This is a genomic window from Xanthomonas campestris pv. asclepiadis, from assembly GCF_020784175.1.
Taxonomy (GTDB): domain Bacteria; phylum Pseudomonadota; class Gammaproteobacteria; order Xanthomonadales; family Xanthomonadaceae; genus Xanthomonas; species Xanthomonas campestris_D.
Map to the genome: position 1 here is coordinate 133,530 of NZ_JAJGQM010000004.1, position 15,983 is coordinate 149,512.

A 15,983-nucleotide genomic window follows, 5' to 3' on the forward strand; every position below is an offset into this window, starting at 1 on the left:
GCATGGTGACCTCAGACGCAGCGCATGGCGAGCAAGCTTAGGCGCCATTCGAACTCACGCCTGCAGCAGTCACAAGACTCACCGCTCAGAGTCGCCACTCTCGTCATACCCGCGCGGGGTAAACAGATCCGGCTGGATCAGCTCGATAAAGGCACGCGCCTGCGGCGACAGATATTTGCCCTTGCGCACCACCACGCCATAACTGCGGGTGGGGAAATAGTCCTTCAGCGAGCGGGTGGCGAGTTTGTCGCGGTCTGCATCGGTGACGCAGATCGCGGTGACGATGGAGATGCCCATGTCCATCGCCACGTATTGCTTGATCACTTCCCAGCCGCCCACCTCCAACGCCACGGTGTAGGGCACGCGCGCCTGCTGGAAGACCAGATCGACCAGCCGATAGGTCACCTGCCGACGTGGCGGAAGGATCAGCGGATACGGCGACAGATCCTGCAGCGTGACCGTGGACTTGCCGGCCAACGGGTGGTCGTGCGGGGTGATCAGCAATTGCTCGAAGCGATACACCGGCGCGTAGTTGAGGTCGGCCGGCACGTCCAGCATCGAGCCGATCGCCAGGTCCACCGCATCTTCGCGCAGCAGGTCGGTGCCGTCGGCGCTGATGGCGTTATGCAGGGTCAGGCGCACGTCCGGATGGCGCGCGCGGAAGTTCGCCACGATGCGCGGCAGCAGGTACAGGATGGTGGAGCTGTTGGCGGCGATATTGAGCTCGCCGGCATCCAGGCCGCGCACCTTTTCGCGGAAGCTGGCCTCCAGTCCGTCCAGGCTCTCCACCAACGGCAGCGCCATGTCGTAGAGCAGCTGGCCCTCGCGGCTGGGCGCCATGCGTCGCCCCGAGCGCTCGAACAAGGCCACGCCCAGGTCGCGTTCCAGCGCCTGCAACTGCAAGGTGACAGCTGGCTGGCTCACATACAGCGCCTCAGCCGCCCGTGAGACAGAGCCAAGGCGTACTGTCTGGCAGAACGCACGCAGCGGCTTGAGCCGGTCGGATTTATAGGAAAATCGAGGGGTTGGCGCCATCTGGGTGTGTGCAACCACGCTGTATAAGCCTGCCTTATTTACAGCATTGATAAAACTGCTTTGTCAAATAGTTGCCAGCGGCGCACGGTGCAGGTCCGGATGCACAAGGACTCCCGACATGTCTGCCACCGCTTTCGCCCCACGTCCCACCGAACGCGCCACGCCCGGTCTGTCGCTGACCACGCAGGTTGCAGACCAGGCAGAACTGCTGCCAGCCGCCGTGCTGGCCTTGCTGGTGTCGCTGCACCGCGCGATCGAACCCGGTCGCCAGCAGCGCCTGGCCCAGCGGCGCGTCCGCCAGGCCGAGTTCGATGCCGGCCAGTTGCCGGACTTCCGCCCCGACACCCGCACCATCCGCGATGGCGACTGGCGCGTCGCCGCCCTGCCGTCGGCGCTGCAGGACCGCCGGGTGGAGATCACCGGCCCCACCGATCCGAAGATGGTCATCAACGCGCTCAATTCCGGCGCCAAGGTGTTCATGGCCGACTTCGAGGATTCCACCGCGCCGACCTGGCGCAACCTGCTGGCCGGCCAGCGCACGCTGGCCGCTGCGGTGCGCGGCGATCTCAGCTTCGATGCGCCCAACGGCAAGCACTACGCACTACGCCCGGAAGCCGAGCGCGCGGTGCTGATCGTGCGTCCGCGTGGCTGGCATCTGGATGAGAAGCACGTGCTGATCGATGGGCAGCCGCTGGCCGGGGGGCTGTTCGATGCGGCGGTGTTCGCCTTCCATAACGGCCGCGCGCTGCTGGCCAGGGATCGCGGCCCGTATCTGTATCTGCCCAAGCTGCAGAGCATGGAAGAAGCTGCGCTGTGGGAGACCGCGCTGGCGCATATCGAAGCGATGCTCGGCCTGCCGCATGGGCAGATCAAGGTGACCGTGCTGATCGAAACGCTGCCGGCGGTGTTCGAGATGGACGAGATCCTGCACGCGCTGCGCGAGCGCATCGTCGGGCTCAATTGCGGGCGCTGGGACTACATCTTTTCGTACCTGAAAACCTTCCGCGCGCATCGCGACCGCGTGCTGCCCGAACGTGGCCAGGTCACCATGACCCAGCCGTTCCTGAAGGCGTATTCGGAACTGTTGATCAAGACCTGCCATCGCCGTGGCGCACATGCGATGGGCGGCATGGCCGCGCAGATTCCGATCAATCACGACGAGGCCGCCAACGAGCAGGCGATGGCGCGCGTGCGTGCCGACAAGCTGCGCGAAGTCAGCGCCGGGCACGATGGCACCTGGGTGGCGCATCCTGCGTTGATTCCGGTGGCGATGAAGATCTTCGACGAGCACATGCCCACCGCGCATCAGCAGCATGTCCTGCGCAACGACGTGCAGGTGACGCGTGACATGCTGATCGCGCCCTCGCCGGGCACCATCACCCGCGCCGGTTTCGAAGGCAATGTCGAAGTCTGCGTGCGTTATCTGGCCGCCTGGCTGGATGGCAATGGGTGCGTGCCGATCCACAACCTGATGGAAGACGCGGCCACTGCCGAGATCAGCCGCGCGCAGCTGTGGCAGTGGTTGCATCACGGCCAGCATCTGGACGATGGCACTGCGATCGACCAGCCCTTGTTGCAGGCCACGTTGCGTGCGCTGCCGGCGCGCCTGGGCGCGACCGATGCACTGCCGGGCGCCGCGCGCATCGGCGACGCCATTGCATTGCTGGACACACTCAGCCGTGCCGATGCGCTGGCCGATTTCCTCACCGTGCCGGCGTACCGCCTGATCGAGTGAGCCAATGCGGCAGCGACACGCCAGCGTCCGCGCGCTGTCGCTGCAATCCGTCCACGTCATGCACCACACCGCCCGTTGCGCCGATGCGCGCAACGACGGCCTTGCCATGCGTCACGCGCGCCGTGACGCACCGTCCTTTCTCGTTGCATCCGTCGTATTCCTGCCAGGAGAACGCACCATGAGCAGCACACTGCAGACCGCCGAACAGATCCAGCACGACTGGGCCAGCAACCCGCGCTGGGCCGGCATCACCCGCAACTACACCGCCGCCGATGTGGTGCGCTTGCGCGGCACCGTGCATGTCGAGCATTCGCTGGCGCGGCTGGGCGCGGACAAGTTGTGGAACGCGTTGCACGCCACGCCGTTCGTCAATGCGCTGGGCGCGTTGACCGGCAACCAGGCGATGCAGCAGGTCAAGGCCGGTTTGAAGGCGATCTACCTGTCCGGCTGGCAGGTCGCCGCCGATGCGAACCTGGCCGGGCAGATGTACCCGGACCAGTCGCTGTACCCTGCCGACTCGGTGCCGGCGGTGGTCAAGCGCATCAACAACACCTTGTTGCGGGCCGATCAACTGCATCACGCCGAAGGCAACGATGACATCGACTTCCTGCAGCCGATCGTGGCCGATGCCGAAGCCGGCGCGGCCGGCGTGCACTTCGAAGATCAACTGGCATCGGTGAAGAAGTGCGGCCACATGGGCGGCAAGGTGCTGGTGCCCACCCGCGAGGCGATCGAAAAGTTGAATGCCGCACGTCTGGCGGCCGATGTGCTGGGCGTGCCCACGTTGCTGATCGCACGCACCGATGCCGAAGCTGCCGATCTGATCACCAGCGACGTGGATGCCAACGATCAGCCCTTCACCACCGGGCAGCGCACCGTCGAAGGCTTCTTCAAGACCCGCAACGGGCTGGATCAGGCGATCAGTCGCGGGCTAGCCTACGCGCCGTATGCGGATCTGATCTGGTGCGAGACCGGCAAACCAGACCTGGAATTTGCCCGCGCCTTTGCACAAGCCATCCATGCCAGATTCCCCGGCAAATTGCTGGCCTACAACTGCTCGCCGAGCTTCAACTGGAAGAAGAACCTGGACGACGCCACCATCGCCAGGTTCCAGACCGAGTTGGCGAGCTATGGCTATAAATTCCAGTTCATCACCCTGGCCGGCTTCCACGCCCTGAACTACGGCATGTTCAACCTGGCGCATGGCTACGCACGCCGCCAGATGAGCGCCTTCGTCGAGTTGCAGCAGGCCGAGTTTGCGGCAGCCGAGATGGGCTTCACCGCGGTCAAGCATCAGCGCGAGGTGGGCACCGGGTATTTCGACGCGGTGACGCAGGCGATCCAGCAGGGCCAGTCGTCCACCACCGCACTGCGTGGCTCGACCGAGGAAGAGCAGTTTCACGGCGAAAAGGCCGCGTAACCCAGCGCCCAGGCGCCGCAAACGCTTGCCGGCAGGCTGCGGGATGGATCGGAGCGTGCGGTCTTTGCCCGCTGGCAAGCCCGCACCAGCACCACAAAACGGCGCTCGTATCGCTCGCGGTCTGCTGCAGACGGTCGGCGCGCACTGCAGAAGGGGAGGTGGGCTCGGGAAACCGAGCCCATTTTTTTAGCCAATACCCGTCATTTCGTCTCGAGCACTGTGAGAACGAGTGTGACCTGGTGCTGAACAAAACGCTCCTGTACGATGCTAGGGCGGGCCGGCGCTGCAGGTCGGTCTAAGGGATTTGGATGACGTGCCATAACACTGCCGGCGCAGTAGAGCCGACGGGGAGCGTTGCAAAGACGCTGTCGGACGGGCTGCATGCGCTGATGACTGCCGAAGAGCTGGCGTTTTTCGCCCGCTTTGGCCGTGCCCGCGAATTGCCTGCCGGCCAGGCGCTGTTCGAGCGCGGGGCGGTGGGCACGCAGATGTTCATTGTGGTCAGTGGCCAGATCGATCTGGATTTCGGCGAGGACCTGATGCTCAAGCACCTGGGCCCGGGCGAATTCTTCGGCGAACTTGGCCTGCTGATCGGCGACCATGCGCGCAGCGCCGGCGCCAGCGCATCCACCGACACCCGCCTGATCGAGCTGGCGCACGAGGACTTCCAGCGCCTGGTCGATCACGACCCGTCGATGGTGGCGCATTTTCTGCGCCGCTCCATCGTACGCGTGGTCAACAACGAGCAGTTGCTGATCCGCCAGTTGCGCCGTCGCAACCACGATCTGGAAGCGGCGCTGGACAATCTCTACGTCACCTCGCACCAGCTCAACCACACCGAAGAACTCAGCCGCACCGACGAGCTCACCGGCCTGCACAACCGCCGCGGGCTCGCCCTGCATCTGCAGGAATGCCGGCGCGCCGGTCGCGTGCCCGGCGTTGGCCTGATCCTGATCGATTGCGACCGCTTCAAGCGCATCAACGACGAATTTGGCCATCTGGCGGGCGACCGTGTGCTGCAGAACGTCGCCCATGCGCTGCGTTCGGTGATCGCCGACGGCGACCTCGCCTGCCGGCTCGGCGGCGACGAATTCTGCGTGCTGGTCGCGCAAGGCACCCAGGAGCTGCTGCACCACATCGGCGAATGCATCGTGCGCGCGGTGGAAGCGCGCCTGTGCAATGGCCAGAGCGAGCAGGGCTGCTCGGTGAGCGTGGGTCTGTGCATGATCGACGCCGATGCGGCATGGAACGATTGGTACACGCTGGCCGACAGCGCGTTGTACGAGGCCAAGCGACAGGGCGGCAATGTGCTGTGCATGCATGAAACGCTGGCGTCGGGCCTCACGCCGCCATCCGGCAACACCACCACGTCGGATAATCGCTGAGCAATGAGCGCCCGCACCCACGCACGCAAGGATGCGTCGTCGGAAGCGATCCAGGCACCACGCTTGCGTACCTTGTTGTTGACCGACCTGTGCGATTCGACCGCGCTGGTCGAACGCATCGGTGACAACGCCGCCGCCGCGCTGTTTCGCGAGCACGATCGGCTGGTGGTCAAACTGCAGCAGCAGTGGCGTGGCCGCCTCATCGACCGTTCGGATGGATTGCTGTTGCTGTTTGATCGCCCCATCGACGGTCTGGGGTTTGCGCTGGATTACGCACGCGGCCTCAAGGCGATGGGCGATGTCCGCACGCTGACGCTGCGCGCGCGCCAGGGCCTGCACGTCGGCGAAGTGCTGACCTGGCGCAACAGCGACGAAGCGGTGAGCATCGGTGCCAAACCGCTGGAAGTCGAAGGCCTGGCCAAGCCCACCGCCGCGCGCCTGATGTCGATGGCGCGGCCCGGGCAGATCCTGTTGTCGGCAGTGGCCGAGTCGTTGACCCACCGCGCCGCACGCGAACTGGGCGACCGCGGCGAACGCATCCTGTGGAAATCCCACGGCCGCTGGCGCTTCAAGGGCGTACCTACGCCGATGGAGATTTATGAAGTCGGCGAAGTCGGCCTGACACCGCTGCGTACGCCGAAGAATTCTTCCAAGGCCTGGCGCGATGTTCCCTTATGGCGCCGGCCGGCGGCGTTGGCGACAGAGGTCGCATTGATTCTGGTCACAGCCAGCGTCCTCTGGTTCTTCGGACGTCCGGAACCTGCAATCGCATTTGCTGAACGCGATTGGGTGGTGGTTGGCGATCTGCATAATCTTACTGATACCCCAATGCTGGATGAGCCGTTGCAGCAAGCACTGCGGCTCAGTCTTCAGCAATCCAAGCACGTCAATCTAATTTCGGAGAAACGTGTGCACGACATGCTGGAACTGATGAAGCAGAGCGACCGCGCCAAGGTCGATCGTGTACTCGGTGCGCAGATTGCGATGCGCGCGGGAGCAAAGGCGCTGATATTGCCAAGCGTGGCCGATGTTGGCGGAAACCTCCGTTTCACAGTGGAGGTGATCGACCCGACGACGCAGGCAACGGTGTACATGTACAAATCGGAAGGGCGCGGCCAGCGCTCGCTGCTTTCATCCATCGACACCGTCAGCTCCAATCTACGTGAAGGACTCGGCGAGACACTCGTCTCCATCGAGGCGAACTCCGCGCCGCTTCCGCGCGTATCAACCGCAAACATGGATGCGTTGAATGCCTATGCGCTTGCACAGCGCGAGTTTGGCGTTGGGCATTATCTGCGTGCACGCGACTACTACCTGCGGGCCGTGGAGCTTGATCCGACGTTTGCATTGGCCAATGTCGGCGTTGCGCGTTGTCATTTCTACCTGGAGGACACGCCGGTCGGCTTGCCGTATCTCGAAAGGGCGATCAGCTTCCGCGCCAAACTTCCGCCGCGCGAGCAGGTGTACCTTGACGCGTGGTATGCGCAGATCAAGGATCCGACAAACGCCTACGAGAAATGGATGCAGATGGCCAATCTGTATCCTGATGATTTTGCCGCAGCCGAAAACACTGCGTACGCCTTGGAAGTACGCAATCGCTACAAGGAGGCACTTGTGTACGCCAAGCGGGCAGCATCGTCACGTTACGATTTTGATCCGCTGTCGCTGGAACTCGTCGGACGGATGCAGTTGGCGTTGGGAAAGACGAGAGAGGCATTGGCGACATTCCGTTCTGCCAGATCCTCCGGTCTGGCTTCTGCAGCTGTATGGGAAGCAGTGACCCTGGCAGTGCTTGGCGACTTCCCGGGCGCACATACCATCTGGCCTGCAGAGGAGCGCCTGGATGTTGCATATTTTGATCAGGTTTCAATTTACCTCGACGAAAGACGCAGCGAAAAAGCACTTTCGGAGATAGAGCGACTTTCCGGCGCGATTGATCGTACATCGACGCGGTACCGGCAATCACTCGTTGCTAAAGCTGCTACGCAGTATGCACAGGGAAAACACGCTGAGGCGCTGGCGACCATCAATGAGACATTCCCGGCAGCCTTGTCGAGTGTTACAACGAGCGAAGCTGGGGTCACCCAGCGCTCCGATGCAGTGGTTGCGGCATCTCTTGCACTACTAAGCCAGCGCTTGGGACACACCGCTGCTGCCAAAGCAGTCCTGAAGGTCATAACGGCCAGGCCGGAGCTTGCCAAGATGCCCTCAGTGGCCGAACAGGTACTGCTACTGCGAGCACGGACTGCACTTCTCGAAGGTCATGCCAATGAGGCCATCCAGTTATTGATGCCTCATCTAGATGGCAACGAAGCCTACCAGTACCACGTTGTCCTTAAAGAAGCCTATCTGGCACTGGATGACCAGAACTCTGCGTCCACCGAAACCAGGTGGCTAAAAAATGCCCATGGCAGAGCATATGCGGAGTTCGGTGGGTGTGGATGGTGCCAACAGCCAATGAACGTTTTTGACGCAGCAATGGCTGGCGGCAAGTAAAGCAACGCTTCCCCTGCCGCCACGCGCCCTCATTTCTTGAGTTGTGGGGAAGATCCTGACGGAACATTCAACCGAATTGGTTGCATATTGACCGAAGACGTCAGGCTGGCGTAGATGTCATCACGTGCCTGCGCAATAGTGGCCTTGTCTGCCAGCTTTTCTACTTTGAGCTGAGAGGCAAGCAAGTCGATGTCTTCGGATGCGTGGCCGACCTGTAAAAGGGCGGCTTTTGGATCGTTCTTGAATAGCTCGCGGAACCGATCATCAGTTGCCAGTAGATCCAATAGCTTATGTGCAACGTCCGGCTTCAACGGGGTAGGGCGCTTGTCTGTCTCGGTCATGCTCGTCAACGGTGAGGAAGTCTTCAAGAAATCTAATTCCTGACCGTTAGAAGATCAATCTAAAGATGAGTGTAGAAGCATGCGGGTGAGGCGCTGTGCGGTTGTCTATCTTGAGCCGAGAGAATCTGTGGAGATTGACCTTGCCGATCTGTGTGCTGGAGGCTCGGGCGCTTCGCGGGCGCGGCGTTGGGTGGCACTCGCTCCGCACTTGGACTCGGAATGTGTGCTGACCGAGGCAGAGGTCCTGGTACTGGGCCGCCTGAGTCCGAGCCAGTGGCAGGATGGAAACACAGTCGGAGAGGCCGCGGCTGTGCAATCACTGGTGAAAAAGGGGTTGCTGTTGGCCGATGATTCAAGCGCTCATCTGGCACAGCAGCGCGATGCCGTTCAGCGCAAGAGTCAGTGGCATCCGCTTGCAGCCACCTATCATGCGTTCACGCGCTGGAACGATGTCGACTCTGCGCAGGCCGCCAAGGATGCGGGGGCCGAAACGGCAGCCGCATTGCTCAAGACCTTCGGGCCACCACCTCCCGAACAGATCCTGCGGGGCACGACCGAGCATATCTGTCTTCCGCGCACCGTCGACGGCTACCTGGATACCGTGTTACGTCGACGTACGACGTGTCGGAATTTTGATACCGACGCACGCATGGAGCATGCGGTTTTCGCAAGGATCATGGAGCGGACCTTTGCTGCAAATGCTTTGCTGGAAGCAGATGCAGAGACCGTTTTCCTAAAACGCTCAAGTCCTTCGGGAGGCGGGTTGCATCCATTGGATGCTTACCTACTTATCAGGAACGTGTCGGGTCTTGCAGACGGGATTTATCACTATCTTCCGATCGATCACGCCTTGGAGCCGCTAAACGTCGATGTGCCTGATCTGCAGGGTGTGGCGCTAAATATTCTGGCTGGGCAGGATTGGTTTGCCAATGCACACGTGATCGTGGCGCTATGCCCACGCTACTACCGAAATTTCTGGAAGTATCGCATGCACGCGAAAGCGTATCGCGCACTTGCCCTGGAAGCGGGCCATTTTTCCCAAACGCTTTACATCGCGGCGACAGATCTGGGGTTGGGTGCTTTCGTCACCTGCGCGATCAACGAAATCCAGGTCGAAGCACTGCTTGGACTTGAACCGATCATGGAAGGTGTCCTGGCAATTTGTGGGTTCGGTATGCGCGGTGACGTCATGCAGACGATGGAATTGGATCCGAACAACGAAGTATGGGCCCGCAACTCGCTTGTCTCGGATAGTTGAAATGAAACGTGGTGTCACCCGCTTAGGGCGTCGCCATTGCGCGGTAATAGTCGGTCCGACTACGGCAGGAAGATCCGATCGTGCCGTATCGATTAATGGTCGGTGCTCATTTACAGGCGGCGACCAAGCCATGCCCGGTTCGGGATGACCGGCGACCAAGCCGCCGGTCCCCTGACAATACCCGCAGATGCCAACGCGACGCCAACGCATCCTTGTTGGCGCCACGTCCGCAGACTTACTGCCGAATCGCCTGCGTATGCGTCTTCAACGCTTCGCTCAGGCCGTTCACCTTGTCGGCGCCTTCCGGCACGGTGATGCTGGAGCCGGCCAGGTCGTTGCCGATCGGTTGCACGCGGCCGCCCAGGCACTGGCCCAGGAAACCCTCGGTCACCGCGTTGAAGGCCTTGCTGTTTTCCGGGCGCCGGAAGCCGTGGCCTTCGTCCGGGAACAGCACGTAAGTGACCGGAATGTTCTTGGCCTTCATCGCGTTGACGATCTGGTCGCTCTCGGCCTGTTTGACGCGCGGATCGTTGGCGCCCTGGCCGATCAGCAGCGGCTTGCTGATCTTGTCGACATGGCTGAGCGGTGAGCGTTCGGTCAGCCACTGCTTGCCGGCGTCGGTGGCCGGGTCGCCCATGCGTTTGGTCAGCTGCTTGTAGAAGCTGGCCCAGTACGGCGGCACGGTGCCGAGCAGGGTATTGAGGTTGGCCGGGCCGACGATGTCCACGCCGCACTTGAACGCGTCCGGGGTAAAGGTCAGGCCGACCAGCGTGGCGTAGCCGCCGTAGCTGCCGCCCATGATCGCCACGTCCTCGGGCCTGGTCACGCCTTGCTTGACCGCCCATTGCACCGCGTCGAGCAGGTCGTCGTGCATCTTGGCGGCCCACTCGCCGTTGCCGGCGTTGGTGAATGCCTTGCCGAAGCCGGTGGAGCCGCGGAAGTTCACCGCCAGCACCGCATAGCCGCGATTGGCCAGCCATTGCTCATACGGCCCGTAGCCGTAGCTGTCGCGCAACCACGGGCCGCCATGCACGAACAGCACCAGCGGCACCGGCTTGTCGGCCTTGCCGTCGTGATTGGCATCGGCCTCGGCGGGCAGGGTGAGATAGCTGACCAGCTTGAGGCCGTCGCGGGCGGTCAGTTCCTGCGGCCACATCGGCACCAGCGGTTTGCCGTCGAGCGCGGGGCGGGCGGAGAACAATTTGGTCAGCTTGCCGCCGTCTGCACGGTCGTAGCGGTAGTAGGTCAGCGGTGTTTCTGCCGCCGAATACCCCACGATCCAGATGCGATCGTCGAGCGTGCGTGCGGCAACGCTGGCATCGCCGCTGCCGAGCGACTTGAGCTTGTGCAGGTCGGCGGCAATGCCGGTGTCCAGCGCCTTCCATTCCTCGCGCAGATAGTCGGTGGACACGGCCTGCACCACGCCGGTCCTGGGGTCGTTCAAGGTGGCGCCGACATCGGTGCGCGGGTTTTCGAACAGCCGCGTGCGGGCGTTGCTGGCAGTGTCGATGGCATACAGCGCTGCGGTGTCGCGATTGCGCGAATCCTGCATGTACAGCGTCTTGCCGTCGTCGGTCAGGCCGTCGGGCGAGGTGTTGGTGACATCCTCGAACGGGATGCGGTCCACGCTCTTCCAGCGCTTGCCGTCCGGCACCAGCAGCTCCCTGCCCGCATCGTCGGTGGCGCGCGTGGCATAGCGCAGCTGGTAGTTGCCATCGAGCAGGTAGGAATCCAGGCTGTCGGTGTTCTGCTGCACCAGGCTGCGCTTGCCCGAAGCCAGGTCCACCCGATACAGGTCATGCCATTTGGGGTCGCGGTCGTTCATGCCGGCCATGATCGAGTCGGGATGCTGCGCGCTGACGCGATACACCTCGGCGTTGGTCTTCTTGAACGGAGTGAGGTCCTTGCTGCTGCCATCGCTCAGATTCACCGAGAACAGATGGAAGTCTTCATCGCCACCGTTGTCGCGCAGGTACAGCAGCGTGTTGGGTTGATAGGTCCAGAAATAATTGCGGATGCCGCGCGCGGTGTCCTTGGTGATCGCGCGTGCCTGGTCCGGTGCATCCACCGGGGCGACCCAGACATTGAGCACGCCGTCCAGCGGCGCGACCCAGCTGAGGTACTTGCCGTCCGGGCTGATGCTCACGTTCGCCCGCTCCGGATTGCCGAACAGCGCATCGCGGGTGATCAGTTCGGGCGGTGCCGCGGGTGCCGCAGCAGCAGCCGGGGCCGGCGTGGCGGCCTTGTCGGTGGCGGGCGCGGTTTTATCGCTGCAGGCGGACAGCGCGAGCAGCATGCTGGAAACAAGAAGCAGGCGTTGCATGGAGGTCTCCGGTCTGGGGCGCGGCCATTCCAGCCGCTTTCTCCACGCTAGAGCCAAGGTCCGTCCCTGCGGACGTGCCGTTGGTCACGCTGCGATGCGTCGCTACGCAGACGCGGACACGAATTCCACCAACGCGACGCCCTCGGCGACCAGATCGCCTTCTGCCACCAGATACGCCGCCACCGTGCCGTCGCTGGGCGCGTGCAGGGTGTGCTCCATCTTCATCGCTTCGAGCACCACCAGGGCCTGCCCGCGGGTGACCGGCTGCCCTGCGGGGGCGACCAGTGACACGATGCGACCCGGCATCGGTGCGGTCAGGCCGCCGGCGTCGTGCGCGGGCTGATCGGCTTCGAGCAGCGCGTCATGGTGGCGGAAGCTCGCCCGCTGCGTGGCATCGCGCAATGTCAGTGCATTGCCGTCCCGCAGGGCCTGCATGCGCCATTGCCGGCCATCCATTTCCACGCGCAGTGCCTCGTCCTGCAGGTGATAGCGCAGCGTGTGGGTGGCGCCTGCAGTCGTGACCTGCCAGCCATCGCCAAGCGGGCGCACGCCGAACTGGCGGCGCTCGCCTGCGGCTTCCAGCGTCATGGTGTGCGCCGCATGCGCGCCGATGCGCCAACCATCGGTGTGCTGCCAGGGCGAAAACGGGTCGGCTGGATCGGCGGCGGCCTTCGGCAACGCGTCGGCAATCAACGCCGCTGCCAGGCACCACCAGGCATTGGCCGGACTGACCGCCTCGGGAAACAGCACCGCCTGCTCGCGTTCGATCAACGCGGTATCCAGATCGGCCGACGCAAACGACGCCGTGCCGATCAGGCGCGCAAGGAACGCGCTGTTGGTGGTGACACCCACCGCATGGAAGTGCGCCAGCGCCTGGCGCATGCGTGCCAGTGCGGCGGGGCGATCCACATCCCACACGATCAGCTTGGCAATCATCGGGTCGTAGTACGGGCTGATGCTGTCGCCTTGCTCCACGCCGGCATCGATACGTACATGCGCGCTTGGTGCAGGAAACTGCAGTTGTCGCAGCGTGCCGGTCGAGGGAAGAAAGCCGCGTTCGGCGTCTTCGGCATACAGGCGCGCTTCCAGCGCATGTCCATGGATATGCAGTTCCTGCTGACGCAGCGGCAGCGGTTCGCCCGCGGCAACACGCAATTGCCACTCGACCAGATCGGTGCCGGTGATCAACTCGGTGACCGGGTGCTCGACCTGCAGCCGGGTGTTCATTTCCATGAAATAGAAATCGCCATCCGGGCCGGCGATGAATTCCACCGTGCCGGCGCCGACATAACCTACGGCGCGCGCGGCATCCACGGCCGCCTTGCCCATGGCGGCGCGGCGTTGTTCGCTCATGCCGGGGGCGGGCGCTTCTTCCAGCACTTTCTGGTGCCGGCGCTGCACCGAGCAATCGCGTTCGAACAGATAGACGACCTCGCCCTGGGTATCGCCAAAGACCTGAATCTCGATATGGCGCGGCCGCTCGACGTATTTTTCCACCAGCACCTGCGCATTGCCGAATGCCGATTGCGCCTCGCGCTGGCAGCTGGCCAATGCTTCTTCGAATGCCGCGCTCGCATCCACCCGGCGCATGCCTTTGCCGCCGCCACCGGCACTGGCCTTGATCAGCACCGGATAACCGATCGCATCGGCCTGCACACGCAGGAAGGCCGGTGCCTGTTCGTCGCCATGGTAGCCCGGTGTCAGCGGCACGCCGGCGTGTTGCATCAGCGCCTTGGCCGCACTCTTGTCGCCCATTGCGCGGATGGCTGCCGCCGGCGGGCCGATAAACACGACGCCGGCCTGCGCACAGGCATCGGCAAACGCTGCGTTTTCCGACAGAAATCCATAGCCGGGATGGATTGCCTGTGCGCCGCTCCTGCGTGCCGCATCCAGGATCGCATCGCCACGCAGATAACTCTGCTGCGCCGGTGCGGCACCGAGATGGATCGCTTCATCGGCCAGCCGCACATGCCGCGCATCACGGTCGGCATCCGAGTACACCGCCACTGTCGCGATGCCGAGCTTGCGGCAGGTGGCGATGACGCGGCAGGCGATCTCGCCGCGATTGGCGATCAGGATCTTGTCGAAATACGGCTGTCTTGCTGCGGCGGTGGCGTCGCACTGGGTCATGGCAAGGGTCTCTGCACCCCGCCACGGCGGCGGGCATTGCGATGGGAAAACGGCTGCACGGAGTATGCGGGACACAGTGCGATGGCCGCCGCCGCCGCGGTGCCCGAACGCAACTTGCTGCTTGAAGCAGGCAACGTCCGCGCACTCATGTGATGCTCCAGGCAAGACGCGGCACCCCGTGTGCACGTGCACTTGCATGTGCAGTGCCGGGCAATGAAGAACCGCACGTGCAAGCGGACATCACCGCCTCACATCCGGAACACGCCAAAGCGTGTCGTCTCGATCGGCGCATTCAACGCGGCCGACAGCCCCAGCCCCAGCACGCGACGGGTATCGGCCGGATCGATGATGCCGTCGTCCCACAAGCGCGCGCTGGCATAATACGGATGGCCCTGCTGCTCGAACTGGGCACGGATCGGTGCCTTGAACGCATCCTCTTCCTCGCCCGACCAGGCGCCACCCTTGGCTTCAATGCCGTCGCGGCGCACCGTGGCCAATACGCTGGCGGCCTGTTCCCCGCCCATCACACCGATGCGCGCATTCGGCCACATCCACAGGAAGTTCGGCGAGTACGCACGGCCGCACATTCCGTAATTGCCGGCACCGAACGAGCCGCCGATCACCACGGTGAACTTGGGCACCTTGGCACAGGCCACCGCCATCACCAGCTTGGCACCGTCCTTGGCGATGCCGCCATGTTCGTATTTGCGCCCGACCATGAAGCCGGTGATGTTCTGCAGGAACACCAGCGGAATGCCGCGCTGCGTGCACAGCTCGATGAAGTGCGCGCCCTTGAGCGCGGACTCGGAAAACAGGATGCCGTTGTTGGCAATGATGCCGACCGGGTAGCCATGCAGATGCGCAAAGCCGGTGACCAGGGTGCTGCCATAACGCGACTTGAATTCGTCCAGCTGCGAGTCGTCGACGATGCGGGCGATCACCTCGCGCACATCGAAGGGTTTGCGCGTATCGGCGGGAATCACGCCATACAGCTCGTCTGCGGCATAGCGCGGCGGCAGCGGTGTCTGCAGGGCCAGCGATGCCGCCGGCTTGCGCCAGTTGAGCTGGGCGATGATGGCGCGCACGCGTGCCAGGGCCTGCAGGTCGTTGTCGGCAAAATGATCGGCCACGCCGGAGATGCGCGTATGCACATCCGCACCGCCGAGTTCTTCGGAACTGACTTGTTCGCCGGTGGCCGCCTTGACCAGCGGTGGGCCGCCGAGAAAGATGGTGCCTTGCTCGCGCACGATCACCGTTTCATCGCTCATGGCCGGCACGTACGCACCGCCAGCGGTGCACGACCCCATCACGCAGGCGATCTGCGGGATGCCGTTGGCCGAGAGGTTGGCCTGGTTGTAGAAGATGCGCCCGAAGTGATCGCGGTCGGGAAACACTTCATCCTGCAGCGGCAGGAACGCGCCGCCGGAATCGACCAGGTAGATGCACGGCAAGCGGTTCTGCTGCGCGATCTCCTGCGCGCGCAGATGCTTCTTCACTGTCATCGGGTAATAGGTGCCGCCCTTGACGGTGGCATCGTTGGCCACGATCACGCACTCCACCCCGGACACGCGTCCGATGCCGGCCACCACGCCCGCGCAAGGCACCTGATCGTCATACATGCCGTGCGCCGCCAGGGGCGCGATTTCCAGCAAGGCGCTGCCCGGATCCAGCAAGGCATCGATGCGCTCGCGCACCAGCAACTTGCCGCGTGCGCTGTGCTTGGCACGCGCGGCATCGCTGCCACCCAGCGCGGTCTGCGCCAGTGTGCGGCGCAGATCCTCGACCACGGTGTGCATCGCAGCCGCGTTTTGTTGGAAGCTCTCGCCGCTGACATGCAGCTGGCTGGTGATCACACTCATG

10 protein-coding genes are annotated in these 15,983 nt (G+C 63.4%); 5 read left to right on the forward strand and 5 right to left on the reverse strand.

The window, feature by feature from the left end; all coding sequences use genetic code 11:
* Window positions 1-78 precede the first annotated feature (78 nt).
* Window positions 79-1,035: a LysR family transcriptional regulator gene (locus LL972_RS03550; protein ID WP_228326416.1), complete on the reverse strand. Its 957-nt coding sequence runs from the start codon at window positions 1,033-1,035 to the stop codon at window positions 79-81.
* 118 nt (window positions 1,036-1,153) lie between these two features.
* Here LL972_RS03550 and aceB point away from each other — a divergent pair, with 118 nt between their 5' ends.
* From aceB to LL972_RS03570, 4 genes are all read left to right on the forward strand, one after another.
* Window positions 1,154-2,770, forward strand: coding sequence for a malate synthase A (gene aceB, locus LL972_RS03555; RefSeq protein ID WP_228326417.1), 1,617 nt, complete (start codon window positions 1,154-1,156; stop codon window positions 2,768-2,770).
* Between the two features lie 178 nt (window positions 2,771-2,948).
* The gene (aceA, locus tag LL972_RS03560; RefSeq protein ID WP_228326418.1) at window positions 2,949-4,190 is read left to right on the forward strand and encodes an isocitrate lyase; all 1,242 of its coding nucleotides are present in this window, start codon (window positions 2,949-2,951) and stop codon (window positions 4,188-4,190) included.
* Between the two features lie 308 nt (window positions 4,191-4,498).
* Window positions 4,499-5,575 carry a GGDEF domain-containing protein gene (locus tag LL972_RS03565; RefSeq protein ID WP_228326419.1) on the forward strand — a complete coding sequence of 359 codons (1,077 nt, stop codon included), beginning with the start codon at window positions 4,499-4,501 and terminating at the stop codon, window positions 5,573-5,575.
* 3 nt (window positions 5,576-5,578) lie between these two features.
* Window positions 5,579-8,071: a putative peptide modification system cyclase gene (locus LL972_RS03570; protein WP_228326420.1), complete on the forward strand. Its 2,493-nt coding sequence runs from the start codon at window positions 5,579-5,581 to the stop codon at window positions 8,069-8,071.
* Window positions 8,072-8,100: 29 nt separating this feature from the next.
* Here LL972_RS03570 and LL972_RS03575 read toward each other — a convergent pair whose 3' ends face one another.
* Window positions 8,101-8,412, reverse strand: a complete 312-nt coding sequence (locus LL972_RS03575) for an NHLP-related RiPP peptide (RefSeq protein ID WP_228326421.1) — start codon at window positions 8,410-8,412, stop codon at window positions 8,101-8,103.
* A gap of 79 nt (window positions 8,413-8,491) precedes the next feature.
* Here LL972_RS03575 and LL972_RS03580 point away from each other — a divergent pair, with 79 nt between their 5' ends.
* Complete coding sequence (locus tag LL972_RS03580; protein WP_228326422.1) at window positions 8,492-9,670, forward strand: putative peptide maturation dehydrogenase; 1,179 nt, start codon at window positions 8,492-8,494, stop codon at window positions 9,668-9,670.
* A gap of 235 nt (window positions 9,671-9,905) precedes the next feature.
* Here LL972_RS03580 and LL972_RS03585 read toward each other — a convergent pair whose 3' ends face one another.
* The 3 genes from LL972_RS03585 to LL972_RS03595 all read right to left on the reverse strand — a co-directional run bounded on the left by LL972_RS03585 (window position 9,906) and on the right by LL972_RS03595 (window position 15,982).
* Complete coding sequence (locus LL972_RS03585) at window positions 9,906-11,993, reverse strand: S9 family peptidase (protein WP_228326423.1); 2,088 nt, start codon at window positions 11,991-11,993, stop codon at window positions 9,906-9,908.
* Between the two features lie 102 nt (window positions 11,994-12,095).
* The gene (locus LL972_RS03590) at window positions 12,096-14,123 is read right to left on the reverse strand and encodes an acetyl/propionyl/methylcrotonyl-CoA carboxylase subunit alpha (protein ID WP_228326424.1); all 2,028 of its coding nucleotides are present in this window, start codon (window positions 14,121-14,123) and stop codon (window positions 12,096-12,098) included.
* Window positions 14,124-14,371: 248 nt separating this feature from the next.
* Complete coding sequence (locus LL972_RS03595) at window positions 14,372-15,982, reverse strand: carboxyl transferase domain-containing protein (RefSeq protein WP_228326425.1); 1,611 nt, start codon at window positions 15,980-15,982, stop codon at window positions 14,372-14,374.
* Window position 15,983 lies beyond the last annotated feature (1 nt).